This is a genomic window from Exiguobacterium aurantiacum, from assembly GCF_024362205.1.
Taxonomy (GTDB): domain Bacteria; phylum Bacillota; class Bacilli; order Exiguobacteriales; family Exiguobacteriaceae; genus Exiguobacterium; species Exiguobacterium aurantiacum_B.
Map to the genome: position 1 here is coordinate 2,746,671 of NZ_CP101462.1, position 26,468 is coordinate 2,773,138.

25 protein-coding genes, 1 riboswitch and 1 other annotated feature (1 of these 27 only partly in view) are annotated in these 26,468 nt (G+C 52.4%); of the genes, 13 read left to right on the forward strand and 12 right to left on the reverse strand.

Annotated elements, in window-relative coordinates; genetic code table 11:
* Positions 1-84 precede the first annotated feature (84 nt).
* A riboswitch (SAM riboswitch) is annotated at positions 85-180 on the forward strand.
* 73 nt (positions 181-253) lie between these two features.
* The gene (locus NMQ00_RS14295; RefSeq protein ID WP_255177208.1) at positions 254-1,537 is read left to right on the forward strand and encodes a Na+/H+ antiporter NhaC family protein; all 1,284 of its coding nucleotides are present in this window, start codon (positions 254-256) and stop codon (positions 1,535-1,537) included.
* Positions 1,538-1,558: 21 nt separating this feature from the next.
* On the opposite strand, the gene NMQ00_RS14300 is transcribed toward NMQ00_RS14295, so the two are convergent.
* Positions 1,559-2,209: a TVP38/TMEM64 family protein gene (locus NMQ00_RS14300; protein WP_255177209.1), complete on the reverse strand. Its 651-nt coding sequence runs from the start codon at positions 2,207-2,209 to the stop codon at positions 1,559-1,561.
* Positions 2,210-2,432: 223 nt separating this feature from the next.
* Here NMQ00_RS14300 and trhO point away from each other — a divergent pair, with 223 nt between their 5' ends.
* From trhO to ald, 4 genes are all read left to right on the forward strand, one after another.
* A complete protein-coding gene (gene trhO / locus NMQ00_RS14305) occupies positions 2,433-3,374 on the forward strand; it encodes an oxygen-dependent tRNA uridine(34) hydroxylase TrhO (RefSeq protein ID WP_255177210.1) in 942 nt (313 codons plus the stop codon).
* 116 nt (positions 3,375-3,490) lie between these two features.
* Positions 3,491-3,916: a divergent PAP2 family protein gene (locus NMQ00_RS14310; protein ID WP_131434844.1), complete on the forward strand. Its 426-nt coding sequence runs from the start codon at positions 3,491-3,493 to the stop codon at positions 3,914-3,916.
* A 102-nt stretch (positions 3,917-4,018) separates the two neighbouring features.
* Positions 4,019-5,242, forward strand: coding sequence for a PucR family transcriptional regulator (locus NMQ00_RS14315; RefSeq protein WP_255177211.1), 1,224 nt, complete (start codon positions 4,019-4,021; stop codon positions 5,240-5,242).
* A 131-nt stretch (positions 5,243-5,373) separates the two neighbouring features.
* On the forward strand, positions 5,374-6,504 hold the full coding sequence (ald, locus tag NMQ00_RS14320) for an alanine dehydrogenase (protein WP_255177212.1): 1,131 nt from the start codon (positions 5,374-5,376) through the stop codon (positions 6,502-6,504).
* A 92-nt stretch (positions 6,505-6,596) separates the two neighbouring features.
* On the opposite strand, the gene murB is transcribed toward ald, so the two are convergent.
* Both murB and NMQ00_RS14330 read right to left on the reverse strand, forming a co-directional pair.
* Positions 6,597-7,517, reverse strand: a complete 921-nt coding sequence (murB, locus tag NMQ00_RS14325; RefSeq protein ID WP_255178728.1) for a UDP-N-acetylmuramate dehydrogenase — start codon at positions 7,515-7,517, stop codon at positions 6,597-6,599.
* Between the two features lie 154 nt (positions 7,518-7,671).
* Positions 7,672-8,322, reverse strand: coding sequence for a diacylglycerol/polyprenol kinase family protein (locus NMQ00_RS14330; RefSeq protein ID WP_255177213.1), 651 nt, complete (start codon positions 8,320-8,322; stop codon positions 7,672-7,674).
* Positions 8,323-8,470: 148 nt separating this feature from the next.
* Between NMQ00_RS14330 and NMQ00_RS14335 the strand changes: the two genes are divergently transcribed.
* Positions 8,471-9,094, forward strand: a complete 624-nt coding sequence (locus tag NMQ00_RS14335) for a DUF1836 domain-containing protein (protein ID WP_034780815.1) — start codon at positions 8,471-8,473, stop codon at positions 9,092-9,094.
* Between the two features lie 67 nt (positions 9,095-9,161).
* Here the strand turns inward: NMQ00_RS14335 and NMQ00_RS14340 are convergent, their stop codons facing one another.
* Both NMQ00_RS14340 and NMQ00_RS14345 read right to left on the reverse strand, forming a co-directional pair.
* Entirely contained in the window at positions 9,162-9,641 is a 480-nt protein-coding gene (locus NMQ00_RS14340) for an LURP-one-related family protein (RefSeq protein ID WP_021068133.1), read from the reverse strand.
* Positions 9,642-9,858: 217 nt separating this feature from the next.
* Positions 9,859-10,359, reverse strand: a complete 501-nt coding sequence (locus NMQ00_RS14345) for a restriction endonuclease (RefSeq protein ID WP_255177214.1) — start codon at positions 10,357-10,359, stop codon at positions 9,859-9,861.
* Between the two features lie 119 nt (positions 10,360-10,478).
* On the opposite strand from NMQ00_RS14345, the gene NMQ00_RS14350 reads away from it, so the two are divergent.
* Together NMQ00_RS14350 and NMQ00_RS14355 are read left to right on the forward strand one after the other, a co-directional pair.
* Entirely contained in the window at positions 10,479-12,653 is a 2,175-nt protein-coding gene (locus tag NMQ00_RS14350; protein ID WP_255177215.1) for a PAS domain-containing sensor histidine kinase, read from the forward strand.
* Positions 12,650-13,720 carry an SDR family oxidoreductase gene (locus tag NMQ00_RS14355; protein WP_255177216.1) on the forward strand — a complete coding sequence of 357 codons (1,071 nt, stop codon included), beginning with the start codon at positions 12,650-12,652 and terminating at the stop codon, positions 13,718-13,720. The genes NMQ00_RS14350 and NMQ00_RS14355 overlap by 4 nt, the downstream gene beginning before the upstream one ends.
* Before the next feature lie 17 nt (positions 13,721-13,737).
* On the opposite strand, the gene NMQ00_RS14360 is transcribed toward NMQ00_RS14355, so the two are convergent.
* Positions 13,738-15,117: a TrkH family potassium uptake protein gene (locus NMQ00_RS14360; RefSeq protein ID WP_255177217.1), complete on the reverse strand. Its 1,380-nt coding sequence runs from the start codon at positions 15,115-15,117 to the stop codon at positions 13,738-13,740.
* 141 nt (positions 15,118-15,258) lie between these two features.
* On the opposite strand from NMQ00_RS14360, the gene NMQ00_RS14365 reads away from it, so the two are divergent.
* The 3 genes from NMQ00_RS14365 (at position 15,259) to NMQ00_RS14375 (ending at position 17,133) form a co-directional block, all read left to right on the forward strand.
* Positions 15,259-15,510, forward strand: coding sequence for a hypothetical protein (locus tag NMQ00_RS14365; RefSeq protein ID WP_255177218.1), 252 nt, complete (start codon positions 15,259-15,261; stop codon positions 15,508-15,510).
* A gap of 86 nt (positions 15,511-15,596) precedes the next feature.
* A complete protein-coding gene (motA, locus tag NMQ00_RS14370; RefSeq protein ID WP_034780808.1) occupies positions 15,597-16,379 on the forward strand; it encodes a flagellar motor stator protein MotA in 783 nt (260 codons plus the stop codon).
* The gene (locus tag NMQ00_RS14375; protein ID WP_255177219.1) at positions 16,357-17,133 is read left to right on the forward strand and encodes a flagellar motor protein MotB; all 777 of its coding nucleotides are present in this window, start codon (positions 16,357-16,359) and stop codon (positions 17,131-17,133) included. The genes motA and NMQ00_RS14375 overlap by 23 nt, the downstream gene beginning before the upstream one ends.
* Positions 17,134-17,251: 118 nt before the next feature.
* On the opposite strand, the gene NMQ00_RS14380 is transcribed toward NMQ00_RS14375, so the two are convergent.
* From NMQ00_RS14380 to NMQ00_RS14400, 5 genes are all read right to left on the reverse strand, one after another.
* Positions 17,252-18,619, reverse strand: a complete 1,368-nt coding sequence (locus NMQ00_RS14380; protein ID WP_255177220.1) for an IS1182 family transposase — start codon at positions 18,617-18,619, stop codon at positions 17,252-17,254.
* Positions 18,620-18,894: 275 nt separating this feature from the next.
* A complete protein-coding gene (locus NMQ00_RS14385; RefSeq protein WP_255177221.1) occupies positions 18,895-20,319 on the reverse strand; it encodes a dihydrolipoyl dehydrogenase family protein in 1,425 nt (474 codons plus the stop codon).
* A complete protein-coding gene (locus NMQ00_RS14390; RefSeq protein WP_255177222.1) occupies positions 20,316-20,681 on the reverse strand; it encodes a DUF1499 domain-containing protein in 366 nt (121 codons plus the stop codon). The genes NMQ00_RS14385 and NMQ00_RS14390 overlap by 4 nt, the downstream gene beginning before the upstream one ends.
* 63 nt (positions 20,682-20,744) lie before the next feature.
* Positions 20,745-22,124: a sensor histidine kinase gene (locus tag NMQ00_RS14395; RefSeq protein WP_255177223.1), complete on the reverse strand. Its 1,380-nt coding sequence runs from the start codon at positions 22,122-22,124 to the stop codon at positions 20,745-20,747.
* A complete protein-coding gene (locus NMQ00_RS14400; protein ID WP_034780802.1) occupies positions 22,121-22,813 on the reverse strand; it encodes a response regulator transcription factor in 693 nt (230 codons plus the stop codon). Before NMQ00_RS14400 ends, NMQ00_RS14395 begins: the two co-directional genes overlap by 4 nt.
* Positions 22,814-22,934: 121 nt before the next feature.
* Here NMQ00_RS14400 and NMQ00_RS14405 point away from each other — a divergent pair, with 121 nt between their 5' ends.
* Complete coding sequence (locus NMQ00_RS14405; RefSeq protein ID WP_255177224.1) at positions 22,935-23,756, forward strand: Cof-type HAD-IIB family hydrolase; 822 nt, start codon at positions 22,935-22,937, stop codon at positions 23,754-23,756.
* Positions 23,757-23,792: 36 nt separating this feature from the next.
* Positions 23,793-24,782 (forward strand): alpha/beta hydrolase, encoded by a 990-nt coding sequence (locus NMQ00_RS14410; RefSeq protein WP_255177225.1) that lies wholly within the window; start codon positions 23,793-23,795, stop codon positions 24,780-24,782.
* Positions 24,783-24,820: 38 nt separating this feature from the next.
* Here NMQ00_RS14410 and NMQ00_RS14415 read toward each other — a convergent pair whose 3' ends face one another.
* Entirely contained in the window at positions 24,821-26,383 is a 1,563-nt protein-coding gene (locus NMQ00_RS14415; protein WP_255177226.1) for an aromatic amino acid hydroxylase, read from the reverse strand.
* Positions 26,384-26,436: 53 nt separating this feature from the next.
* Positions 26,437-26,468, reverse strand: a binding site (T-box leader) (it continues 166 nt past the right edge of the window).

The following is a 26,468-nucleotide window of genomic DNA, read 5'->3' on the forward strand; positions in this document are numbered from 1 at the left end:
TTCACCGCGTGGGGGTTTGCTATTGACAAGCGGATTTGAAACAGGTACGTTAGGGAACGTGTCTTATAACTAAATATCACAACTTTTTTATCAAGAGAGACTGAGGGACTGGCCCAGTGACGTCTCGGCAGCGGGTAACCTGTGCCAAATCCAGCGAGCGGACCGCTCGAAAGATGAAAAAAGTGTTTTCTTGTAGAGAGAGCCTTTTTTCAGAAGGCTCTCTTTTTTATTTTAATCAAATGAGGTGAATCGATTGGAACAACCAACAGCTAACAAATGGGCTCTTTTGCCTTTGCTCGTCTTCCTCGTCTTCTTTATCGGGGCAGGCATCTACTATAACGACTTTTATAAATTTCCGGTCCTGATCGCGGCGTTGATTGCGGTCATCGTCGCGGCGATGATGACGAAAGGCAGCGTCACTCAGACGGTCGAGCGCGTCGCCCAAGGCGCGGGCAATCCCGGTATTTTGATCATGGTCTTCATCTTCTTGCTCGCTGGGGCGTTCTCGAGCGTCGCGGAAGCGATTGGCGCGATTGATGCGACCGTCAATGCGGCGCTGACGTTTTTACCGTCCTCACTTCTACTGAGCGGTTTATTCGTCATCGCGGCTTTCATCTCGATGGCGATGGGAACGTCGACGGGCACGATTGCCGCCCTCGCCCCGATCGCGCTCGGTATCCATGAAGAAAGTGGCGTCAATATCGCCATCGCGGCGGCTGCCGTCGTCGGGGGTGCCATGTTCGGGGATAACTTGTCGTTCATCTCGGACACGACGATTGCTGCCGTTCGGACCCAGCGTACGAATATGCGTGACAAGTTCCGGACCAACTTTTGGATTGTCCTCCCGGCCGCTCTCATCACAATCGTTCTGTTATCGGTCCTGTCGAGCGGAGAATCGACTGTCGATGCAGCCGCGTTCGAATGGTATAAACTCATTCCATATCTCGCCGTCATCGCTCTCGCCTTGACCGGGCTGAACGTCATTCTCGTCTTGCTTGGCGGGATTGCCTTGACCGGCATCATCGGACTGATTGATGGGAGTTTGGCTGTCACTTCATACGTCACGGCTATGGCGGACGGCATGATGGGCATGGCCGAGATTTCACTCTTGACGCTGCTCATGGGCGGACTCGTCGGACTCATCTCGCATAACGGCGGGCTCACGTACTTGCGTGACGCGCTCACGTCGCGGATTCAAAAACGGGCCGGCGCCGAATGGAGCATCGCCGGACTCGTCAGTGCGACCAACGTCGCCACGGCGAACAATACAATTTCGATTCTCGTGGCCGGCCCACTCGCGGCGAACATCGCCGACACGTATGAGATCGAGCGAAAGAAATCAGCGAGTGTGCTCGATATCTTCTCATGTGGCGTGCAAGGGCTTCTCCCATACGGAGCCCAATTGCTCATCGCCGCTGAGTTGACGAACACGGCGTCACCGGCGCTCGTGCCGTATATGTTCTACCCGTTCCTCCTCTTCATTTGTGGCGGACTGGCAATCGTCTTTAACTTCCCACGTTTCAAAAAGCGCGCTTAACCAAAACGACCCTTTGAAGCATTAGCTTCGAAGGGTCGCTTGACGTTTCGTTTCACGTTCACGTTGAAGTTGTTCGTTGCGTTTTTTGAAGGCGCGCCGCTTGAGCAGTTCTTCAAGACCACGGCTGATCGCCCAAAGGACAAACAGCAACAGTCCAAGCATCGATAAGCGGAACGGGCTTTGGATGAACTCTTCCCACTGATCGCCGATGACTGAAAAAATCAAGACGACAAGCAGCTTCCCGAACCCTGCCGCCATGATGAACGTCCGGAGCGGCATTTGGATCAGGGCAAGTAAGTAAGTGATCAAGCTGACCGGGATGAACGGGAGCGAATACAGAAAACCGAGCGAAATCGGGCTCATATGGTTAATCCGTTCGAGCCAATATACGCCTTGTTTATGTTTCTCAAGCCAACGCGTCATTGGTTTTCGGAAGATGTAACGGACAGCCGCGAACACAAAAATCGTTCCAAGTAAACTCCCGACCCAAGACAATAACGTCCCAAGCAAGAACCCGTATGTGGCCGCGTTCGCCGAGATGATGAGGACGAGCGGAAGAAATGGAAAAATCGCTTCAAGGAACGGGGCGCCGAGTCCCGCCCAAGGGCCACCCGGAAGCTCTTGAAGCCATTCAATCAGTTGGATAATCCATTGTTGGAGTGATGTGAGCATATCAGTTTCCACCTTCGACTTTCATTAATACCCTTTTACCCGATTTCGCTCAGGAAGACGCATCCCCCTGCCCGCCGGTAAAAAAAATAAAAAGTATTTGCGAAATTTTGCTGTGATATCTATCATATAATATGGACTTGTGGTTGCAGGCAAGTCCGCTCGTCGAACGACACAACCCAACGTTCGTTTTCCTGCAAAAAACTGAACACAGGGGAGTAATAACATGGAAACAACACCAATGCGGGTCTTGCTGTACTATAAGTACGTCAATATCGAAGACCCAGAAACGCTCACACAAGAGCACCTCAAGTATTGCAAGGACCTCGGCATCAAAGGACGCATCTTGATTTCTTCCGAAGGAATCAACGGTACGTGCTCTGGAACTTGGGAACAGACCGAGCAGTACATGAACGACTTGAAAGCGAACCCGCTATTCAGCGACATCGAGTTCAAAATCGATGAAGTCGAAGAGCATGCGTTCTCGAAAATTTTTGTCCGTCATAAGAAAGAGCTTGTGACGTGGCGCTTTGATGGTGAGTTCGACGTGCCTAAACAGCACGGTGCGTACCTCGAACCGGCTGAATGGAAAGAGATGATGAATCGCGACGATGTCGTCATCCTCGATGTTCGTAACAACTACGAGTACGATCTTGGCCATTTCAAAAATGCGATCAAAATCGATGTAGAGGCTTCTCGTTACATGCCAGATTGGCTCGAAGAGAACAAGGACCTCTACGAAGGGAAAACGTTACTCACGTACTGTACCGGAGGCGTCCGTTGCGAGAAATTTACCGCATATATGCGTGACCAAGGTCACGACAACATTTTCCACCTAAAAGGCGGCGTCGCCATGTATGGCAAAGACGACGCCACGAAAGGCGAAGATTGGGAAGGCGAGCTCTACGTCTTTGACGAGCGCATCAACGTCCCAGTCAACACGGTCAATCCGTCGGTCGTTTCCGAGTGCATGCACTGCGGGACGAAAACGGTCCGTTATGTTAATTGTGCCAACCCGGTGTGTAATGCTCAACACTTCTGTTGTGAAGAGTGTGAACCGAAACAAATGCGTTCATGCTCGAAAGAGTGCCAGGAGCATCCACGTAACCGCTATATCATCGAGAATATCGCGGACAAACTTCAGGAGACTGAAGGCGTCGTCGGGTAACAAAAATCGACCAGAAAGCACTTCGAGCCTACGCTCGGGGTGCTTTTTTGACAAAAACTTTACGTCTAGTGCCTGACAGAATCGGGTATAGTGTAGATACCATTGTCAGACAGGAAGTGAATCGATTGCTCTTTAACGAACCTTTACTCGCCGCCTTGCTCGCGTGGTTCATCGCTCAAGCGGCCAAGCTCGTAACCGAACTCATTAAAACACGAGATTTTGAACTTGAAATCATGTTTGCCTCAGGTGGGATGCCAAGTTCCCACTCCTCGACCGTCGTCGCGCTGACGACCGTCATCGGGCGCATCGAAGGACTCGACTCCAGCATGTTCGCGCTCGCCTTGATTTTCGCGACGATCGTCATGTACGACGCGACCGGTGTCCGTCAAGCGGTCGGATTCCAAGCCCGTTTGTTGAACGACTATTTCAAAGGAATCAAACATGAGACGCCGATTTTAAATGAGTTGGTCGGTCACACCCCGTTCCAAGTCATTGTCGGTGCTTTGCTCGGTCTCGTGATTGGACTATTTTTCCCGATTTAATATGAAACTAGAAGGCATGTCGCCCCCTTTTCTAAAAACGACACCATCTTTTTGTGAACTTTCACAACAGAGACGGTATAGTGAAAGAGAGGAGGAATCGACATGCCTTTTTTGCAGAAATCTTATGAGTCACTCGATACGCTCGCCGAGGCGATTGGACAAGCCATCCGCGCCCCGATCACGATTGAAAATCGACACCACCAGTTACTTGCCTATAGTACCCACCCTGACTCGACCGATCCCGCACGAATCGCGACAATTATCGGTCGCCGTGTCCCCGAAGCGGTCATCGAGGACTTGTGGGAAAGCCGGATTCTTCAAGAAGTGATTGATCGCGACGAGCCGGTCGTCATACCAGCCCGAATGGCCGTCGGTTTAGGCGAACGTGCGGCCATCGTCATCAAGCAACAAGGGGACGTGCTCGGTTATATTTGGAGCCTGGCCCGGACGACCCCGTTCTCAGAACAAGAACTCACAGTTTTGCAGGAAGGGGCGAACATCGCCAAAAAATTGCTCATGACCATCGCCATGCACGAGCGGCGCATCGATGCAGAACTCGAGCGTTTCTTTTTAGAAGTGCTGGCCACTCCCGTTTTGTCACCTTCTCATCGCGATCGCTTGAATGAGCTCGCGCCGATCGCGGTTGCTAGCCGACTGAGTATTATCGAATGCAGTCAACCGATCACCCCGCAACTGGCGGAACGATTGTTTTATGTGTTGGCAACACAACAAGCCATCGAAGTTGTGCTGCATGCTATTGATGGCCAGCAATTGCTCGTCTGGCATTATATGAAATCGGACTTGGCTGAGGAAGAGACGGCGCTTTTACATTGGGCCGACCGCTTTGAAAGCCAGCTCCGTGACAAGTTCATCGACGCTGAGCCACGTCTCGGCATTAGTCGTCGTTTCTTCGAGAGCGACATGCTGTATGCGGCGATGGAAGAAGCACGACGCGTCACGTCGCTCCGTCGAAAGTTCCCATATGAGCTCGCGACGACGCACACGTTCGAACAAATCGGGATTTATCAACTCGTCCCAGAGCTGGCTCGCCGAATCGGACTTCGACTCGAGACGCATCCGACCATCGAGCGCCTGCAGGCATACGACGTCGCCCATCATACCGAACTCGTGACGACGCTCGAATGGTATTTCTATTTTGACGGGAACGTCAAACGTGTCGCCGCCCATCTTCACATTCACCCGAACACCGTACTCTACCGGATTCGCCGGATCGAGGAACTGACGAATATTACTCAAGTCTCATTGCCCGAACGAGCCGCTGTCTATCTCGCCATCAAGGCGGGACAATACCGCCAAGACGACTGACGCCCACCTTGTGATTTTTCACAAAGGGGGCGTTGTCATTTTTAGAATCCATGCTAAAGACAGCGTTTTCGGATGGGTCTATACTAGAAGTGTGAACAAATTGTGTCAGTAGAGAGAAAGGGGAGCTATACATGAAAATCGGGGTATTGAAAGAGATTAAGAATAACGAAAACCGCGTCGCCTTGACGCCGATGGGTGCAGCCGTGTTAACAGAACTTGGACATGAGGTGCTCGTCGAGACCGAAGCTGGAGTCGGGAGTAGCTTCACAAATATGGAATATGTCGATGCTGGAGCGACGATTGTTGATACGGCGGCCGACGTTTGGGGAAACGTCGAGTTGGCGTTGAAAGTCAAAGAACCGCAACCGTCTGAATATCGTTATTTCCGTCCTGACTTGACGCTCTTCACGTATTTGCATTTGGCGGCCGAACCAGAACTCACGAAAGCACTCGTCGATTCTGGAATGACGGCGATCGCTTACGAGACGGTCGAAATTGACCGCACGTTGCCGCTCCTCACACCGATGAGTGAAGTCGCTGGACGCATGGCCGCACAAATCGGCGCCCAAATCCTTGAAAAACCGCACGGCGGAAAAGGAATTCTCTTGTCTGGCCTGCCTGGCGTACCGCGTGCGAACGTCACCGTCATCGGGGGCGGTGTCGTTGGGATGAACGCAGCCCGCATCGCTATCGGTCTCGGTGCCAACGTCACGATCATGGACATCAGTCCAGCCCGCCTGCGCCAAATCGACGACCAATTCGGTAATACGATTAACACGCTGATCTCAAACAGCTACAATATCGCCAAACAAGTAGCCGAGAGTGACCTCGTCATCGGGGCCGTGCTCATCCCGGGCGCGAAAGCACCAAAACTCGTCACGAAAGAAATGGTCCAACAGATGTCACCAGGATCGGTCATCGTCGATGTCGCCATCGATCAAGGCGGAATCTGCGAAACGATCGATCACATCACGACGCATGACGCACCGACGTATGAGCGCTATGGCGTGCAACACTATGCCGTCGCCAACATGCCTGGTGCCGTCCCACGCACATCGACACTCGGTTTGACGAACGCCACGATGCCGTATATCGTCGAATGCGCCCAAAAAGGGATTTTCCCCGCGCTAAGCGAGAACGCAGCCTTACTCAAAGGTCTGAACGTCGTCGATGGGACGGTCACGTATGAAGCCGTCGCCCGTGACCTCGGTTACACATTCGTCGCGCCTGCTGAAGCGATCACGAAGCAACTACAAGCATAAACGTAAAGCCGCCAGCTATGATACTGGCGGCTTTTTTGATGTCGTCTCCCATTAAAAAACGCTCGAACCGATTGGTTCGAGCGTTTGCGTGTTTAGGCGTTCTCGACAGCGATGTCCTCACCGATGATTTTCACTTCAGGTTCAAGCTCAATCTTGAACTTCTCCTTCACGGTCGCTTGGACGTGACGGATGAGCGAGATGTACTCGGTCGCCGTCGCCGCGTCGATATTGACGATGAATCCAGCGTGCTTGAGCGAGACTTCCGCGCCGCCAATCCGCTTCCCTTGCAGGCCGCAGTCTTGAATCAACTTACCGGCGAAATAACCCGGCGGTCGTTTGAAGACGCTGCCGCATGACGGATATTCGAGTGGTTGTTTCGACTCGCGCTTATACGTCAAGTCATCCATCACTTCTTTGATCGCCTCATAGCCGAGCGGTTCGAGTTCGAACGTCGCTTCAAGCACGATCAAGCCATCTTTCGAAATCCGGCTCGTCCGATAGTCGAGATCGAGTTCATCTTTCGTGAGCGTCATGAGTTTGCCTTCAGGCGACAACACGACCGCACTTGTGATGACGTCTTTCGTCTCTCCGCCGTAAGCACCTGCGTTCATATACACCGCACCACCGACCGTTCCTGGGATGCCACAGGCGAATTCTAAGCCTGATAACTCCTCGGTGAGTGCTTGACGCGACACGTCGATGATGGCCGCGCCAGCTTGGGCAATCAATTGATTCCCGTCTCGACGAATCGTTTTCAACTCGTTCAAGTTCAAGACGATGCCGCGGAGACCGCCGTCACGGACGATCAAATTTGATCCGAACCCGAGAATCATGAACGGGACGTGTTCACGATGAGCGAGTTCAAGCACGGCTTGCACTTCCTCATACGTGTGCGGGGCCACGAAATAATCAGCTTTCCCGCCTAACTTTGTATACGTGTGTGCCGAAAGTGGTTCGTCTTGGTTGACGCGATCGGCCGGAATGATAGTAAGTAGTTGATCTAAAAAGCTCATGCGTTGCCTCAATCCTTTACGTTCTATTTTAAGCATGCCTCGGTTCGTCAAGAGAGAGGCAGACACGTCACTGAATGATTTCAGTACGAAACACAGTATACAAATCTTTGCCAAGGGTGACAAGCAACGTTTTCTTTACAATGGAGCAATTAGTTTATAGCAATAATGATGTAGCCACTGCCACCACGATAGGAATTGTGAAATTATCCCAATCACGATACGAAATCGCCTCTGTCAACGTAGCAATGATGGAAATGATGAATCCATATGTTACCACTTGCCACAGCGGAATATCATCCCACAAAAATAATAAAAAGAGGACAGCGTACGAACTGAGGAACATGGCCATACTGCCTTGGAACGAGCGCTTCTGTCCGTATAGGTCATACGTCACTGTTCCGTACTTCCGTCCGATGAGCGCGGCCAGGCCATCCCCCCAGGCCAAAACGAGCGATCCCGCCAAAAAGGCGAGCGGCTCCGATTCGAAGAAAAAGTACAGGATGACGAGCAAGGCGATCGGATAATAGACCGTACCGAGTGATTTGCGCTCCGTCTGGTGGACCGGTGACGGACTCTTATAAAGAAGCAATGCGTTCGCAAACGTGAAAAAGACGAGCGGGACGGCTGCGACGTACCAAGTCTCCATTAACCAGACTGCGAGCAGCGACCAATGGCCGACCGCGATATGTACACTCTTTCGAATTGTCTCATCCGTCCAGCCGAGGCGTTTGCCAATCTGTTCAAGACCGACGAGAAACACCAGGACAATGACGATGGACAGGATGGAACTGACCCATTCATTCATCTTTGGACCACCTTTATCTACATTTTTTATATGTATCCATTATACCTTAATCAGGCGATAGCCTAGCTTCCTTTTCAAACATTTGGTAGAATGAGGTCAAATGACTGTATAGCCAACGGACGTAGGAGGCTATAGAAAGGATGCCTGTATGCGCGACGCAATTTCGATTCAAACTTTGGCTGATTGCCTTCATTATATGCGGGTTGGCGACGTAGACCGGGCCATCTCTCTCTTCCCGGAGGACGTGCGCGAGCATTTCCCGAAAGAACTTCGTAAAATCCATTTGTTCCATATTGAAAAGAACGGATTATCGATCAATCAAATCGTCGCTTTGGCGAACACGTTGACGGGCGAACACTTATCCGCCACCACGATTCAAAACTGGACGAAACGAGAAGTCCGAAAAATCATCGGCGTGCCCCGGGTCGGCAAGAAGTATTCGCTCCAACAAGCGGCTATCATTTATTTACTGGATGATTTGAAGCACTTGTTCTCGCTAGAAGAGACGAGTTCACTCCTCGCGCTCATCTTCAACAACCCTGACCGTGATGAAGACGACCTTATCTCACCAATCGACTTTTATCGTCTCTACGCCGAGTATGCCAAATCGACGAGCCCGATCGAGCTTCTCGACACCCGTGCGAAGCGTTCGATCGAGAAGATGGGCTATACCCATCCGAACATCTTGCACGTCCTTAAACTCTGTTTATACGCGCACCGCGTGACGACACTCGAGATCGAGGCGAAACATTATTTGAACCGCTTCATTTGACCTCGTCGAATGGAGCTTTTTTTCATAAAAAAACACCAGTCGCCGTGACTGGTGTTCGTCATATTGGTCACACCGATACCGCGATTGGCATCCGTGATTTGACTGTCAACGTTTTAAGGACAGACAACAACTCGAACATCGAGAGTTGGTCGGCCTCTTTCGTCAAACAGAAGCAGTCATCGTCTTGTTTGCGAAGTTCCGCCACAAGCTTGCCTGCTTTGTCTCGAACGCTGAACTTGTAGCGCTCGACATCGTATTGAATCGTATAGAGACCGCGTTCATAGACGTTGTACTCACACTTTTTCCCGAATAACGAGAATTTGTCCTTCAACTGACCAATCGCTTGCCCGTCGTGGTTCATGACGACCCACTTTTGACAGTTTGGGATGTACTTCCCATGAGCGATTTGACGGCCTGACAAGTTGTGCACTTGAACACTGCCCTCCGCGTCGCGGTGAACAGATCCGATCGCATCATTTGTCTCGTCATAAATGGTTGCTTCGCCTTGCGTAAAGACGCAACCTTTTACATAAATTAATTTGCGCACCGCTTTTCCTCCTAATACGTTCCAACCTTGGATTTGTGTGTGTTTGGTTGGTCTTTCTATGAAACCCCCAAATTGGTACTGCTAGCCGCCGTTTCTCGTTTCAGCGACTACATATTTCATATGACGAAGATGATTATTGCATCGATTGATGAAAAAGACAACCCCTTTTTCTTCGACACAATCCGCCATTCTGTCAAAGTTGTGAACACGCCTGATGTTATCGCTTAAAACCGGCTTGTTTCAGTATCTCTTCGAGCTCCATTCTTGCAATCAGACGAACTTGATTCGGTTCCGCCAATTCGTACGCACTATCGGTATAAGATGAGTTTGTCACGACCCAGCCTTCGTTCACGCCATAGTACGGAACTGACGCCGCCACTTGTTGGACCGCTTCAAGTCCGACTGCCTTTTCATAGCGTTTCGCCTGGACCGCGATTGACCATCCGTCTTCTGCTTCAAGGAGCAAATCCGCCCCGAAGTCACGCGACGCCGGTGTCACTGTGACGGTGTAACCGAGCGCGGTGAACACTTCCTCCAAAAACAATTCAAACTCTCGGCCGTCCATCCGATCGATGCGGTGGATGGTCGAAAGACGCATCCGCCAAATGAGCCAAAGCAGACCGGCGCCTACGCATGCAATGATGCTCCATACCGGCGCATCCCACCACCATAACCCGAGGGCAATCAACAAGCTGAGCCCCATTCCTTTCACGTCCATCGCCCTCTCTATGTGTTCTTGTCTTCACTTTACCGTTTGAAGGCAGGAAAACAAAGGGGGAGCTGTCGAATGTATTGAAGATGTACCCGTTTGATATAGAGAAGGAGGGATTATCGTTAATGGAGAACCGAGGATATCTCCAAAACGAACTGCTGCACGCCTTGCCTTACGGTGTAGCGTTAATCACGACGGATGGGACGATCGTCCAAGCAAACCGTCCGTTTTTAGAGCAATTCCCTGAAGACTTACAAACGCGATCGAACATCTTTCATATGGTCAATCAGTCACCGATTACGATGGAGCTGTCACGACGGATGGAGCAAGGGTTGTCTTGGACGTATGAGATGCCGACGATCCGGATTCACGCCATCCCCAATGGCGATGTCTACATCCTCTCGATTGAGCCGCTCCCGCTCGATACGCGGGTGACGGTGCAACACAACGCGTTTGAGGCGATGATGCACACCGAACTCGATATGGCGATGATCATGACCGATGCCAATCTGTTAATCAATCGCTTCAATAAAGGGGCGACCGAGCTGTTCGGCTACGCGCCGCACGAAGTACTCTATGAGATGACCCCGTTCGGTCTGTTCGAGTCAAGAGAATTGAGCGAGAAGCGGACCCATTACCAAGACGAGACGGAGCGGCTCTTGTCATTCGAACAGATGCTGCGTGTGGCGTTAGACCAAGGCGACCGTGAATGGAAGTTCCAACGAAAAGACCGGACCCATTTCGTCGGAAAACTGTTCATGCACCCTGTCTATGAACAGGCACGCGTCATCGGCTTTTTCTTTTTCGTGTTCGATGTCAGTCCTGAAATTGCGCTGAAAGGCGAGTTGCTTCATAAAGAACAGCGCTATCGCATGTTTGCCGAATCGGTCATCGAAGCCGTCCTATTCCATGAAGGCGGGACGATCTTAGATGCGAACAAGGCCGCCGAGACGATTTTCCGAATCCCGGCCGAACAGATGGTCGGTCGCCAAACGATCGAATTCATCGCCGAAGGATACCGGGCCGACGTGTTGCGCCGAATCCGGAACCATATCCAGACACCTTATGAGGTCATCGGTCGTCGTGAGGACGGGACGTTCCTCGAGATGGAAGTGTACCCGAAAGAAGTGACGTTCCAAGGCCAGACGCTCCGTGTCGCCGTCATGCGTGACATCAGCGACCGGAAGAAAGTCGAGCGCATGCTCGAGCGGGAGAAGAACGCCATCGCCCGGCAACGAGATATCATCCAATCGATTCTACAAGCGTCCAATGAAGCGTTCGTCTTGACGGAATCGAACGGCAGCGTCCTGTTCATGAACGTGCACGCCCGCCGTCTGCTCGATTTACCTGGTATCGCCCCGAACAAGATGCAAGAGCGAATCCCGCTCCTGACGACGTTCCGCGCGCGTGACCGTACCGAGATGTTGAAAAAAATCGATTTATTGCTCGACGGCTCGGCCCGAGAAGTGTCGATGCGCTTCTCGATTCCGCAACCGAACGACCGGGACGAACAGTATTACGAGATGTATGGGACGGGCATGGACACCAAACGCCAAATCGGAATGGATAGTGGCTTCTTATTCGTGTTCCGCAATCGGACCGAGGAAGAGCGGATGGACCAAATCAAAAATGAACTGGTCAGCACAGTCTCACACGAACTCCGTACCCCGCTCTCGTCACTGTCGGGATATATCGAGCTGATGCTCACTCGCGACTTGAACCCGGAGAAGCGTGAACGCTACTTAAAAACGATGGCGAAAGAAGCGAAACGTCTGACCGACCTGTTGAACGATTTTCTCGACATTCAACGGATGGAAGACGGCAATCAAGAGTATAAAAAAGACCACTTCATCTTGAACGAACTCGTCCGCGATGTCGTCGAACGCTTCCGCGAGACGAGCAATCACTCGATTCATTTCGATGATGCCGATGAACCGCTTCACCTCATCGCCGACAAAGACCGCATCGAGCAAGTCGTCATCAACCTGCTCTCGAACGCGATCAAGTATTCGCCCCATCACCATGAGGTCGAGGTACGGGTCCGCCATGAACGCAACCAAGCCCACGTTTCGATTCAAGACTTCGGTATCGGGATTCCCGAGCATGCGTTCGAAGAGCTGTTTAAAAAGTTTTATCGCGTCGATAATTCAGACACGCGTCAAATCGGTGGAACCGGCCTCGGTTTATCGATTTGTAAGGAAATCATCGAATCACACGGCGGTAGTATCGAAGTCGAGTCGAGCGTAGGAGTTGGCTCGACATTCACGTTCACGTTGGACTTAGCGGAGGAGACGTCATGAACCATTATGCTTTCACCGGTTTCCCAGGTTTTTTGGCCGGGAAACTGATCACACACCTCGCAACCTTGCCGAATCAAATCGGGACGATTTACGCACTCCACCTCCCGACCGAACGTTCTGGTGCACTCGCTTTGAAACAGGAGCTATTGGATGCCACGTCGTTACGGGACGATCAGCTCGTGCTCGTCGAGGCCGATATCACGCTGCCGGAAGTCGTGCTCGACCCGATTATGCGCTCGGTCATCGAACGCGAAGTGAATTACGTGTTTCATCTGGCCGCCGCGTACGATTTGAGCATCCCTTACGACGTCGGGTATCGCATCAACCTGCTCGGGACGAAACACATCACCTCGCTCGCGAAACGGGCGCCGCACTTGAAGCGCTATGTCTATTTCAGCACGGCCTATGTGTCCGGACGCCGCCAAGGCACCGTCTATGAGAACGAGTTATGGCACCGTGTCCGCTTCAAAAATCATTACGAGGCGACAAAATATGAAGCCGAGGCCATCGTCTCGCGCGAGCTCGGCTCGATGCCGGTGACCATCATCCGTCCCGGCATTGTCATCGGCCATAGTCAGACCGGCGAGACGAAAAAGTTTGACGGGGTCTACTTCGTCTTGAAGCTGATGGACCAGCTCCGCCAAGCCGCCCCGCTGCCGTACATTGGACGACAGAATATCGAAGTGAACCTCGTCCCATACGATTATGTCGTCGAGGCGACCGCTTATCTCGCCCACGCCCCCGTCGGTTTAAAACGGACGTTTCATTTGACGGACCCGTTCCCGCACGGCGCCCGGGAAGTGTACCGGATGATTCATGAAGAGATGTTCGGACGGCCACCACGCGGGACGATTCCGCATGCGGTCGCCGAGACCGGATTCTCGGCATTACAGCTATCGGAACGTTACGGCGTTCCTCGCGAACTGCTCACTTACTTTAAGCATCAAGTCCACTTTGATACGACCCAGACGTTACGGGCACTGAGCGGGACGGACATCGTCTGCCCCGACTTGAAAGACTACTTGCCGAAAGTCGTCGCCTATTACGAGACACACAAAAAGCCCTGACCAGGGCTTTTTGTGTGTCATCCGATTAACAACTTCTCTTTTGGATAGCGAATCTTCCGGTCCATTTGTCGTGCGACCGTGAACAAAATCGTCAACGATCCGACGCGGCCGAGCAACATCATGAACATGATGAAGCTTTTTCCGGCATCATTCAGTTCTGCCGTGATCCCAAGCGATAACCCGACCGTGCCGAACGCCGACACCGTCTCAAATAAGAGCGCGGTCGCCGAAATATGACCGTTCGTCAAAATCGTTAACGCCGTGATCGATAAAATAAAGAAGAAACTGGTGATGGCCACCATATACGCTTTTTTGATTTGGAACGCATCGATCGTTCGTTCGAGAATGACCGTCTCTTTCTTCCCGACGATGAACGCCCACATGTCGGCCAAGATGACGGCCACGGTCGTCACTTTAATCCCGGACCCGGTAGAAGCGGCCCCTGCCCCGATGTACATGAGAATCAAGACGACGCCGATGGAGACAGGCGCCATCGTAGAGATATCGATTGTGTTGAAACCGGCCGTCCGGGTCGTCACTGCCTGAAAGAAAGTGACATGGAGTGCTTCACCGAACGAACGTCCATATAAGCTCCCTTCAGCCGACACCCATTCAAACAGCATGAGCGCGAACCAGGCGATCCCGTTGACGATGGCGAGCGACGCGATCATGATTTTCGAATGGAGCGCGAGCCGTTTCCAACGCTTCACCTCGGTCGCGTCCGCAATCGTCGTGAAGCCGAGACCTCCAATCATCAAGAGGACAGCAATCGTGACGACGATGGCCGTGTTCTGCTCGAACTGCATCAAGCTATCCGGCCACAGGGAGAATCCCGCGTTGTTGAACGCCGAGACCGCGTGGAAAAAGCCGTAATAAAGCGCCTCGCCGAAGCGATAATCGCCAGTGCTGTACAGTTCGAACGTCAAAAACAGCATGCCGATGAACTGAACGATGAGCGTCGTGAAGACAATGTTGCGGACGAGACGGACCGTACCGCCTGGCCCTGACAAGTTGAGCGATTCTTGAAGGAGAATCCGTTGTTTCAAGCCGATTTTCTTCCCGAGCACACTGAGCAACATGAGGGCGACCGTCATGAAGCCAAGACCGCCGATTTGAATCAGTGCGACGATGACGAGTTCACCGAACGTGTTGAAGGAGGATCCGATATCAATCGTCGACAACCCTGTTACCGTGCCGGCCGACGTCGCAATAAATAGACAGTCGATCCACGACACCGGCTGCGTCTGTGCGAACGGCATATAGAGTAATGTCGCTCCCGTCAAGATGGCGAGCAAAAATCCTGTCGCAATAAAACGGGCCGGCTTTTCAAACACAAGCCGGTAGAGTGCTTCAATCCGCTTCAAGCGCATTTCCCGCACGGTCAATCGATGTCGCATCTCGCTATCTCCTTCGCATCAAGTTTTCTAAGGCTCATATTACTCCTCACTAGCAAAATTGCCAACTAGAAAAATGTATCGCTAACCGTTCGTCCGATTTTTTGGTAATATGATAGGTAGACTTTATGAATGTTGAGGAGGTTGAATGAAACCGTGGACCCTAGTACGGTAGATCATTCGCTAACGGATGTCTCGCGAAGGTTGGCGCGTCAATCACAATGCATGCCCGCCCATCTCTATTTCCAGCTTGAAGAACTGCTACATTGGTCCCTCGATCAAGAAGTTGTGAATCAATTGTACGCATTATTAAAAAAATACGACGTGTTAACCGATATAGAGCGTGAAGAACGAAATATCAGCATTCAACTGCTGATTGACGAAAACGGCGCTTAACCATCGGGAACGCATTTGCGGGAGACGAGTTAAGTCTCTCGCTTTTTTTGTCTCCCGATCTCTTTAGAAAGGTGGAAAACATAGACATGGATGTCGTCACTTTAATAGGACTTTTACTCGGTTTCTTCACGCTTATAGGTGGAATGATTTTGAAAGGAGCGGGGGTCGCCCCGCTCATCAACCCGGCAGCACTCGTCATTATTTTCGTCGGGACAGCTGCAGCGGTCAGTATCGCCGTCTCGAAAGAACAGTTACAAACGGTGCCCCAACTCTTTAAAATCTTATTCAAGAAGCAAGAGCTACCAAGTAAATCGGGCCTATTGACACAATTCGTCGATTTGTCGACGCAAGCACGTAAAGAAGGATTACTATCGTTAGAAACCGCACTCGAACAAGTCGAAGAACCGTTTTTGAAGCAAGGCATGATGATGGTCATCGACGGCCAACCGTCGGAGTACATCGCCGAAGTCATGTCTCGTGATATCGAGAACATGGAAATACGCCATAAGGCGAACGCCGATGTGTTCACGCAAGCGGGGACATACGCCCCGACACTCGGTGTACTCGGGGCCGTTATCGGACTCGTCGCCGCATTAAAAGATTTATCGGATATCGACAAACTCGGATACGCCATCTCAGCTGCCTTTGTCGCGACGTTGTTCGGGATTTTCAGTGGTTATGTCTTGTGGTTCCCGTTCGCCAACAAGTTGAAGCAGTATTCGAAGAGCGAAGTCGTCGTCAAAGAAATGATGATCGAAGGGATTTTATCCATTCAAGGCGGAGAATCGCCAAAGACGCTAGAAGATAAGTTAGCCGTGTATTTGTCTCCAAAGGAGCGAGCGAACTATGAAGCGCAAAAAGAAGCATGATCATGAAGAACATATCCCTGAAGGCTGGCTCATTCCTTATGCCGATCTCCTGACGCTTCTGCTCGCTTTGTTCATCGTCTTGTTCGCCTCGAGTAACGTCGATCAGACGAAGCTCGAAAAGATGTCCCAATCCTTTAATCAAGTGTTTTCAGGCGGGACGAGCGTGTTTCAAGCCTCGACCGCCTCGAACAGTGACATCAGCCGCACGGACAAAACAGATACGACGGCGAATCCTCGGACATACGAGCTCGCCAAACTCGATGAGTTGAAAGAAGAGGTCAATCAATACATCAAAAAAAATGGCCTCGAGGATGAAATCGAAGCGACCATCAATTCGAGTGGTCTCGTCTTAACGATTCAAGACCGGGCTTTGTTCAGTATGGGAGAAGCGACGCTTGACGCTGATGCCAGGACGGTCGCCCGTTCCATCAGTGGTATTCTCGAACAGGCCGGCAATCGTGAAATCGTCGTTTCAGGTCACACGGACAATATTCCAATCAACACGGCTCGCTTCCCATCGAACTGGGAACTCAGCTCGGCCCGGGCCACGGCTTTCATGCGCGGCTTGTTGACGAACGACGCCTTGAACCCTGGCCAATTCACACTGGCGAGCTACGGAGAATATAAACCGATTGCGACGAACGACACGGAAGCCGGACGTTCCAAAAACCGCCGCGTCGAAGTGTTGATCAAACCGCTCGTCGACTTGTCAGAAGGATCACCTAAAATGATTGAGACGATCGTCTTGCCATGAAAAAATCCCACTCTGGATAGAGTGGGATTTTCAGATTGTAGACAAAGTCACGTTTCAGGCGAACTGAAACGTGATTTTGTCGTTTTCGGGCCTTTAGGCGCTCTGCCCGATCCCCTTTTCAGGCGGGCTGGGCGTTCTTCCATGCCCAGCCCGCCATCTTCTTGAGATTGAGGGCAGCAAAAGTAAGCATCGCCTGCATTGAAACTTTTTCAAGTCCCCGATAACGGGTCCAACGCATGCCATGCTTCTCTTTTGCGTCCGCGAACACGCGCTCGACCGTCTGTTTACGACGGTCATAGATGTTGCGGTTCAATTCCGTGTGGCGGAGGTCTTCGACCTCGTCCATATAGGGTTGCCAGAGGTGTCGCTCGATTATCCGCTGGTGCTTCTGGCTCTTCGTGCACTGCTCGAGCAGCGGGCAGTTCACACAAACCGCGGGATTCGAGACGTACTTGCGTTTCCCCTCGCGCATCGTCGTGCTGTACGTTAATAACTCGTTGTTTGGGCAGATGTAGACGTCATGGTGCTCGTCGTAGATGAAATCCTTGGTCTTGAAGGCGCCCTTCTTACCCTTCGGGCGGGTGTATGGGAAGACCGGCAGGATCCCACGGTCAATCAGCAGCTTGGCAATGGCCGGATTTTTATAGGCGGAGTCGGCGGCGACGGCGAACGGTTGAATCAGGCGGTCGGAGACCTTGTCGAGCAGATTGGGGAACGCTACACTATCGTGCACGTTACCCGGTGTGACGATAGCACCGAGCACGAACCCATGGGCGTCGCTCGCCGCATGGACCGAGTAAGCGAACTGCTTCTCACGCTCACCTTTTACGTAATATCCACTCTCAGGGTCTGTCGTGCTGACCTTGATTTCCTTCGTCTCCTCCGCCTGATTCTTTTTTGGCCCTAAGGGCTTCTTTCCACTTTCTTCGCGGTCTCGCTCGACCTCGGCATCGAGTTGTTCCTGATAGTGCTTCACCTCTTGCCGGACGGTCTTCTTGACGAGCTTCCGCTTGTTTGCGTTCGCTTTGACGTGTGTCGAGTCGACGAATAGGACGGCGCGATCGATGAACCCTGCGTCCGCAGCCTGTTCAAGGATATGATAGAAGATGTCGTCGAACAAGCTCGTGTACTGGAACCGACGCACATAGTTCTTCCCGAACGTCGAGAAATGTGGCACCTTGTCCGTGAATCCGAACCCGAGAAACCAACGGTATGCGACGTTCGTCTCGATCTCACGAATTGTCTGTCGCATGGATCGGATACCGAACAGGTACTGAAGAAAGGCCATCTTGATCAGGACGACAGGGTCGACGCTTGGCCGGCCACGATCCTCAGAATATAAGTCCTCCACGAGCGGATAGATGAACTCAAAGTCGATCACCGCCTCGATTTTTCGGACCAGATGGTCCGCTGGCACAAGCTCGTCGAGCGTGACCATCTCCAGTTGTGTCCGATTGGTTTCCGATTCTGTTGATTTCCTGATCATCCGATTCGCCTCCATAACTGTTTCTATATCTCTCATTATAAAAAAGCGACGACGGTACGAAAAGAGGGATTGATGCGTGGGCCGACTGCGGGCACGGCGAGACTTCCAGGGGATTAGCAAGCAAAGGGAGACCCAGCAGCGACAAAGTCGCGATGCGGCTCCCTGCTTGCCCCCAGAAAAGCGAGCTGTGCCCGGTCGGGCAAATAAAAAAAGACTGCAGACAATGTTTTGTCTACAGTCTGAAAATCCCACTCTGGATAGAGTGGGATTTTTCGTTATCTGGTCCATTCGAAATATTTACGGGCGAGCTCGGTGAGCGGGCTGTTGAACAAACGTTTCCGCCAGTACATGTCGGCTGCCTTCTTGACCGCTTCGCTACGCGATGGGTACGGGTAAATCATCCGGGACAGTTTGCCAATCTTATCGCCCCGCTGCATCGCATAGACGACGATTTGCATCCAATCCCCGGCCGTCATCCCGACGGCGTGCCCGCCGATGATTTTGCCATTCTTACGTGTGATGATTTTGACAAACCCCGTCTCTTGACGGTCGGCGACGAAGCGGTCGACCTCGGACAGTTTCGCTTCAAAAATCTCGACGTCATCGCCGTGACGTTCACGCGCCTCGGCCTCGGTCATACCGACGTGGAACACTTCTGGGTCCGTGAACGTGATCCACGGCATCTTCGTATAGTCGACCTTGTTCCACAGCCCGAATAAGGCGTTCGCCACGACGGCTTTCCCTTCTTCTCCGGCCGCATGGGTGAACGGTAACGTCTTGATTGTGTCGCCAATCGCGAAAATGTGGGGCTGGGACGTCCGGTAGGTCGAAGACACGTCGACGAAACCGTCTTTCACGTCCACGTGGGCCCGGTCGAGACGTAGTTCATCGATTCTCGGTTTACGGCCCGTCGCCATGAGCAGCTTGTCGGCCTCATACGTGACGGTCTCGCCGTCGACTTCGGTCGTGACGTGAATACGTCCGCCCTCTTCCGCAATCTGCTTCACGTTCACCCCGATTTTGAGGCGCATCGCCATCTCGAGCTGTGAGCGGAGCAGCTTGCTGACCGACTCATCTTCTTTCGGCAAGAATGTGTCCTGTGCTTCGAGCACGGTCACTTGGCTACCGAGACGAGCGAACGATTGGGCAAGTTCGAGCCCGACCGTACCGGCACCGATGACGATGATGCTTTCCGGCAGTGTCTCTTCTTCAAATACTTGTTCGTTCGTTAAGTACGGCACATTATCCAATCCGTCAATCGGCGGGACGGTCGGTTTCGATCCGGTCGCGATGACGAATTTTTTCCCAATCAATAAGTCATCACCGACTTTAAGCTCGTAAGGGCTTTGGAACGATGCCTCGCCGATATACACGTCGACTCCTAACTTTTCGAAACGCTCCGTCCCATCAAGATCTTGGATGATGGCGCGAGCGCGGTCGACACGCGCTTTCGTCGTCTGGTAATGGTCGCGGCCATCAAACTCGGCTCCGAGTACACGCGCCGCCTGCATCATGCTACTCGCTTCTTTCGAGGCGGCAATCAATGCTTTCGACGGGATACACCCGACGTGTAGACAATCCCCGCCGAGATGTTTTTTCTTTTCGACCAAGGCGACTTTGGCGCCTAAGTTTGCGGCACCGGCTGCGACCGTCATGCCTGCCGCGCCGCCACCGATGACAATCAACTGATAATCCTTCATCTCATCAACCTCCGATATCGTTCACTCACGTCTTGCATCCGCTTCCGGTTCACGCCGAAGTCATAATGACCGAGTCGTGACGCCGAGCGGAATTCGATTTGTCTCGTCTCATCGTCGAATCGGAATTCGACGTCATCTTTAAATCGCATCACTTTCGACGATACGACGTAATGAAACGTGTCATCCGTCTCCTCGACGAGTTCGGTCCGAGGCAGTTGCCCCATCACCATCTTGATGGTCTCCATGCTCTCAGTGCGGTCACGCCCGTACGAGAGCGGATCCATGCGTAGCGCTTCGATTGCTGTTTCGGTCGAGACAGCGTTCGGACTTCCTGACAATGGTTTCAACGGTTTCGTTGCCACAAAAAAACCTCCCTCATTCTACATACAATTACATGTATCCTGAATTCGGGAGGTTTAACCCTTTTAATGCAGTTCGCTCGGGTCGAGCGGTAACAAAACGGTCACCGTCGTGCCATGACCGACCTCACTTTCGATGACGAGCTTCCCTTCATGCGCCTCGATCAACTCTTTGGCGATGGCGAGACCGAGACCACTGCTGCCTTTCGTCACTTGCGCCTGATAGAACATTTCCGTGATGCGCTGCAGGTGATCCCGTGAGATACCAGGTCCCTCGTCGATGATCGAGATGAACGCGACCCGTTCCGACTGAACGAACCGTACCGTCAACGTCCCTCCTTCCGGCGAGAAGCGAATGGCGTTCTCGAGCAAGTTTAGGAATACTTGCTTCAACCGGTTCTCATCGAACAGCCCAATCGACTTTTGCGGGTACCGTTCGATGAGCGTGATTTGTTTGTCCTCGAGCGATTGTTTCAATTGAACCGTCACTTTCCGTAGCAGCGACACGAGATCGAGCTCTTGTCGATACAAGACGAGCCGACTCTCTTCGATTTTCGTGTAATCGAGCAACTGCTCGACGAGGCCGATCATCCGTTCTGTCTCCGAATGGATGATGCTCAGGCCGAGCTCGGTTTCGTCCGACACTTTCTCGTCCCCGCCCCGAATCGTTTCGGTCCACCCTTTAATCGAGGTGAGCGGTGTCCGTAACTCGTGTGACACGTTCGATAGAAACTCATTTCGCGTCGACTGGTGCTGCTGCACTTTCGCACCTAAATACGTGAGCGTCCGGGCCAGTGCCCCGAGCTCATGTTTTTCATTGGAATAGACTTCGACGTCAAAATCACCTTGTGCCATCTCATCGGCTGTCTCGATGATGTCACGGATCGGTCGGACGAAGCGGTCTGCGATGCGAATGACGGCATAGAGTGCGACTAACCAAATCAAGACGCCGATCATGACGACGGCCATCCAAATCTCGCGGATTAACGTGTCGAGGTCCGCAAGCGGCCGGGTGAAGCTGATGGCGAATTCACTCGTGCCGTCCGTGATGATTGGACTCGTCACCGACAAATAGTGGTTCCCTTCCGCATCGTAGTCTTGAACGACAGACTCACCGCGGGCGAGATCTTGCAATTGTTCCGTTGTGAAGGCCGACTGTTGGGTCCGCTGTCCCGTCGTTTTAATGATTTGACCGGTCCGGTCGACAATCGTCAAATCAGTGCCGGGATACCCGAACGTCCGGACGAGGACCGAAAACGCGCTCGGCGTCTCAAAACCGACCTGTGCCTGCGGATAGAGATAAGCACTCGTCGTCGCATGGCTAAGTAAGGCTTCTGATTCATATTCATAGTAGTAGCGGTACGTTCCGTATGACAAGACGCTCACGAGCAAGACGAGCACGAACGTCATGACGATCATAATCCGGATGACGAGCTGTTGCTTCATCCGTCATGTCTCCGCCATTTGTACCCGTGCCCCCAAAGCGTCTCGATATAAGCTGGATGGCTCGGGTCGTCTTCAATTTTTTGACGGAGACGACGAATGTTGACGTCGACCGTCTTTCTGTCGCCAAAGTAATTGATGCCCCAGACGGCGTCTAATAGCGCGTCACGCGATAAGACGACTTCCTCGTTTTGGACGAGGTGACAAATCAAATCATATTCGGTCGGGGTCAAATCGATGGACTGCCCATATTTCGTCACTTGCTTCGCTGCCAAGTCGATGGCGAACGGTCCTGACTTCAACCGTTTCTTCTCTTTTCGTTTCACTTTCTCGACGCGGCGGAGCAGTGCTTGAATCCGCGCCACAAGTTCGCCCGGACTGAACGGCTTGGCGATATAGTCGTCCGCCCCTCTGCCGAGCCCTTCAATCTTATCTTCTTCGAGTGTGCGTGCCGTCAGCATGATGATGCCGACGTTCTCATCTAAGTCACGGATGGCTGCACATGCCTCGAACCCATCCATCTCGGGCATCATCACATCCAATAACACGACATCGAACGGTTCACGGTCGAACGCCGTGACCGCCTCGCGTCCGTTCGTCGCCTCGAAGACGTCGAATCCGGCCCGCTTTAAATTAACGATGATAAAGCTGCGAATCGCATGCTCATCTTCGGCCACTAATATTCGATTCATTATTCCACCTCTTCTGAAATTCACTACTCTAATAGTTACGTTTTTGCGACAAGGTTGTCAATTGACCTCAAATCGTATTAGGATGGAGTCATTAGATTCTGAAGGAGGACTCCTTACCATTATGAGTTACAAAATGATTGTTTTAGATATGGACGATACGCTTCTCACGAGCGATCACACGATTTCCGCCAAGACGAAAGCGGCATTGCTGGATGTACAAGAACGCGGACATAAAGTCGTGCTCGCGAGCGGACGTCCAACGTACGCGATGTGGGATGCCGCCCGAGAACTCGAGCTCGCCAAATACGGTAGCTATATTCTCTCATTTAACGGTGCCTCAATCATCAACTGTGAGACAAATGAAGAAATCTTCTCGAGTACATTGCTTCCAGAAACGGTCGCCCATCTCCATGATATCAGTGTCCGGGAAGAAATCGCGATTCATACGTACATCGGTAACGAAATCGTAACCGATCAACCGAACCCGTATACCGATATCGAAGGTGAATTGACAGGGATGCCAGTCATCCATGTCGCCGACTTCAAAGAAACGGTCACGACGCCTGTCGTTAAGTGTCTTATGCTCGGTGACGGCGATACGCTTGCTCCGATTGAAACGAAACTTCAAGTCGAGCTCGAAGGCAAACTCGCTGTCGCACGTTCGAAACCGTTCTTCCTTGAATTTACGGAAGCGGGTGTAACAAAAGGGACGAGCCTCGCCTTCCTCGCCGAACACGTCGGCATCGAGCAAGCCCACGTCATCGCTTGCGGGGACGGGAACAATGACTTGACGATGATCGAATGGGCCGGCCTCGGTGTCGCCATGGGCAATGCCAACACGACGGTCAAAGGCAAAGCCGACTTCATCACGAAATCAAACAATGAAGACGGGATCGCGCACGTGATTGAAACGTTCATGGGAACGGTCCTCGTCGATCGGTAAATGGACAACCCAGGTTGAACTTAAGGAGGAATTACGATGAATAAAGGATTGAAACGAGCAGGACTTGGACTGGTCGGTACGGCCGTCGCCGGTGCCGCTTATGTATTCTTGTCCCCGAAACCGACCTCACGCCTCGTCAAAACCTCATTTTCCGGCGGGAACGAAGTCGCCATCAAAGGATTCGAGGAAGTCGTACAAAAAACGTCGGTCCGTAAAGACATCGACTACCATTCGGCTTACGAGAACGGAACGTTCGACTTGATTCGCTACGAAGGTGAGAAGCAGATCGTCCCAACCATCTTTTGGGTGCACGGCGGTTCGTTCGTCGGTGGCGATAAGGCCGACGTCTTCAAGTATGCGACGTCGATCGCAAGCAACGGCTACAACGTCGTCAGCGTCAATTATGCGCTCGCCCCTGACGTCACGTACCCGGTGCCGCTCCAACAGCTTGAAGAGGCATACACGTATATCGCTGAAAACAACGATCGCTTCCGGCTCGACCTCGACCGCGTCTTCTTTGCGGGGGATTCGAACGGTGCCCAACTCGTCGCTCAGTTCGTCGGTATTCAATTGAACGACGACTACGCACCATCGGCCGAAGTGAATCAAGTCGTCCCGAAATCGTCCATCCTTGGCACGATTCTCATGTCGGGGCCGTACGATTTGAAACGGAGTATCGTTGAGTCTTCGAAGGCCGTCAATCGTTTCTTGTTCAAACGAATCGGGTGGGCCTACTTCGGAACGTACAACTGGGAGAACTTGCCGGTCGTCGCTGAAGCGTCACCGCTCGTGAATATCCCGGCCACGTTCGTCCCGACGTTCATCACTGACGGCAACACCGGGTCGTTCGAGACGCAAGCGAAAGAATTTGCGACGATCCTCTCAGGTCGTGCGGACGTCACGAGCGTCTTTTATGACCGAAACGAGCACACACTCGGCCACGACTACCATTTTGAGATGGATAAGCCGGCAGCCAGTGCCACGTATCGCCGTTTGATCACGTTCTTGCGTGAGACGACGCGCTGACAAATAATCCCCGCCCATTAGGGCGGGGATTATTTTTGTCAATTGAGCAAGCGAAGCGCGCGGCCAATCAACTCATGACGCGATGGCGACGTCTCACGCAACGCGTGAAGTCGTTCTGTCAACACCTGTCGAAGTTCAGCGGACTCAACGAGTTCCAAACATTCAATGTGAAGCAGCCAGGCATCCGGATGATCCGCAAGAATCGTCGGTACGAGCTCATCAATCGACTCGCCTTGCTCCCGCATATTGCGAATTCGATTGAACATCGGGTCATCGTTCGTCCAAACACGGGCGTCACGTTCGATGCGGACCGGCTTCTCCAAGATGATGAGCTCTTCAATCTCGGTGCCTGGGAAGATCGATGGGAGCGTGTCTTGTCTCACTTCAAGTGTCGTGAGATGGATTTGTCGGTCTTCAATCGTGACGATGACGTCTTCGAACTGTAACGCTTCCGTCGTCTCGCTGACGAGGCGTCCGTCCAGTCGAATCCCTGCCGTCGCCAATACTTCTTGAAGCGGTCCATCGAGAACGAGTACGCCATGGTTCTGTAAGTTCGTCAATTGACCGTGATTGACGTTCACACAGTCGTCCCACTGGACGAGCGCATGGGCCCCAGAGCGTGTCACGTGACGAATCACACCGACACGATCCGTCCCGTCTTCCAGACGGACGGTCGATTGACTGCCCGACGCGAGCGCTTTCTCGAGCGAGGCGATTCCACCTTGGTTGACCGCCATCCGTGACTCGAGTTCTTCTAGCGCGTCCTTCAACGCTTCAAAGTCCGGGATGACGAACAACTCGCGTTGCATATTCGTCACGTCTTGTTTCGTTTCAAGTGCGTGCTCTAAATTGAACGGATATTTCGTGACGGCGTCAGTCAAACAATGACGGCTCTCCCCGACCGATGATAACAGTCCTGCCCCGTAGATGAGCGGGTTGTCCACCTCACCGATGAGACCGAACTCGACCGTCCACCAAAAAATGCGGGCGACTTGTTGCGCTTCAGAGAAGCCGGTTACTTGGGCTTTGGCCGCATGAACCGCCGCTTCGGCCGCTGCGATGTCCTCGTCCGTCGAGTTCGCATTCTCCTTCACGACGGTCAATCGTTTCAGTGCTGCAAACGAGGCGTGTTCTTCACGATTCATGAACGCTTTCGCTCCAAGCTGTCCGAACCGCTTCACGATTTGGGAGAACTCCGGATCCATCAACATCGGTGCATGACCGGCCGCCTCGTGGATGATATCTGGTGCCGGGCTGTACAAAATATTCTCGACTTTACGAATATCGGTCGCGACCGGCAACATGCCGTTGCCTTGGAAGTCAAAGAAAGCGACGCCTGGGATGAGTCCATCGACCGCGACCGTCGACCAACCGGCCGCTCGCATCTCTTCGGTCATCTTTTCAACGTCAGGGAGACGCTCTGGCCCCATGCCCGTCTTTTTCAACCCTTCGATGTAGAACGGGTGTGCCTTCCCTTCAAGCGTGTGCAAGTTCAGTCGCAAGACGAAGCGCCAGACAGCATGATCCGTCGGCGTGTAGTCGTCGTAGAACTGTGGCGAAATATGTGGGGCCAAATGGCGTGGAATGATTTGTGTGAGCATGATGTTTCCTCCTTTGATTGACTGAACGTAAAAAAATCCCTATCGATTCACTCGATAGGGACGACTTCGGCCGCGGTACCACCCT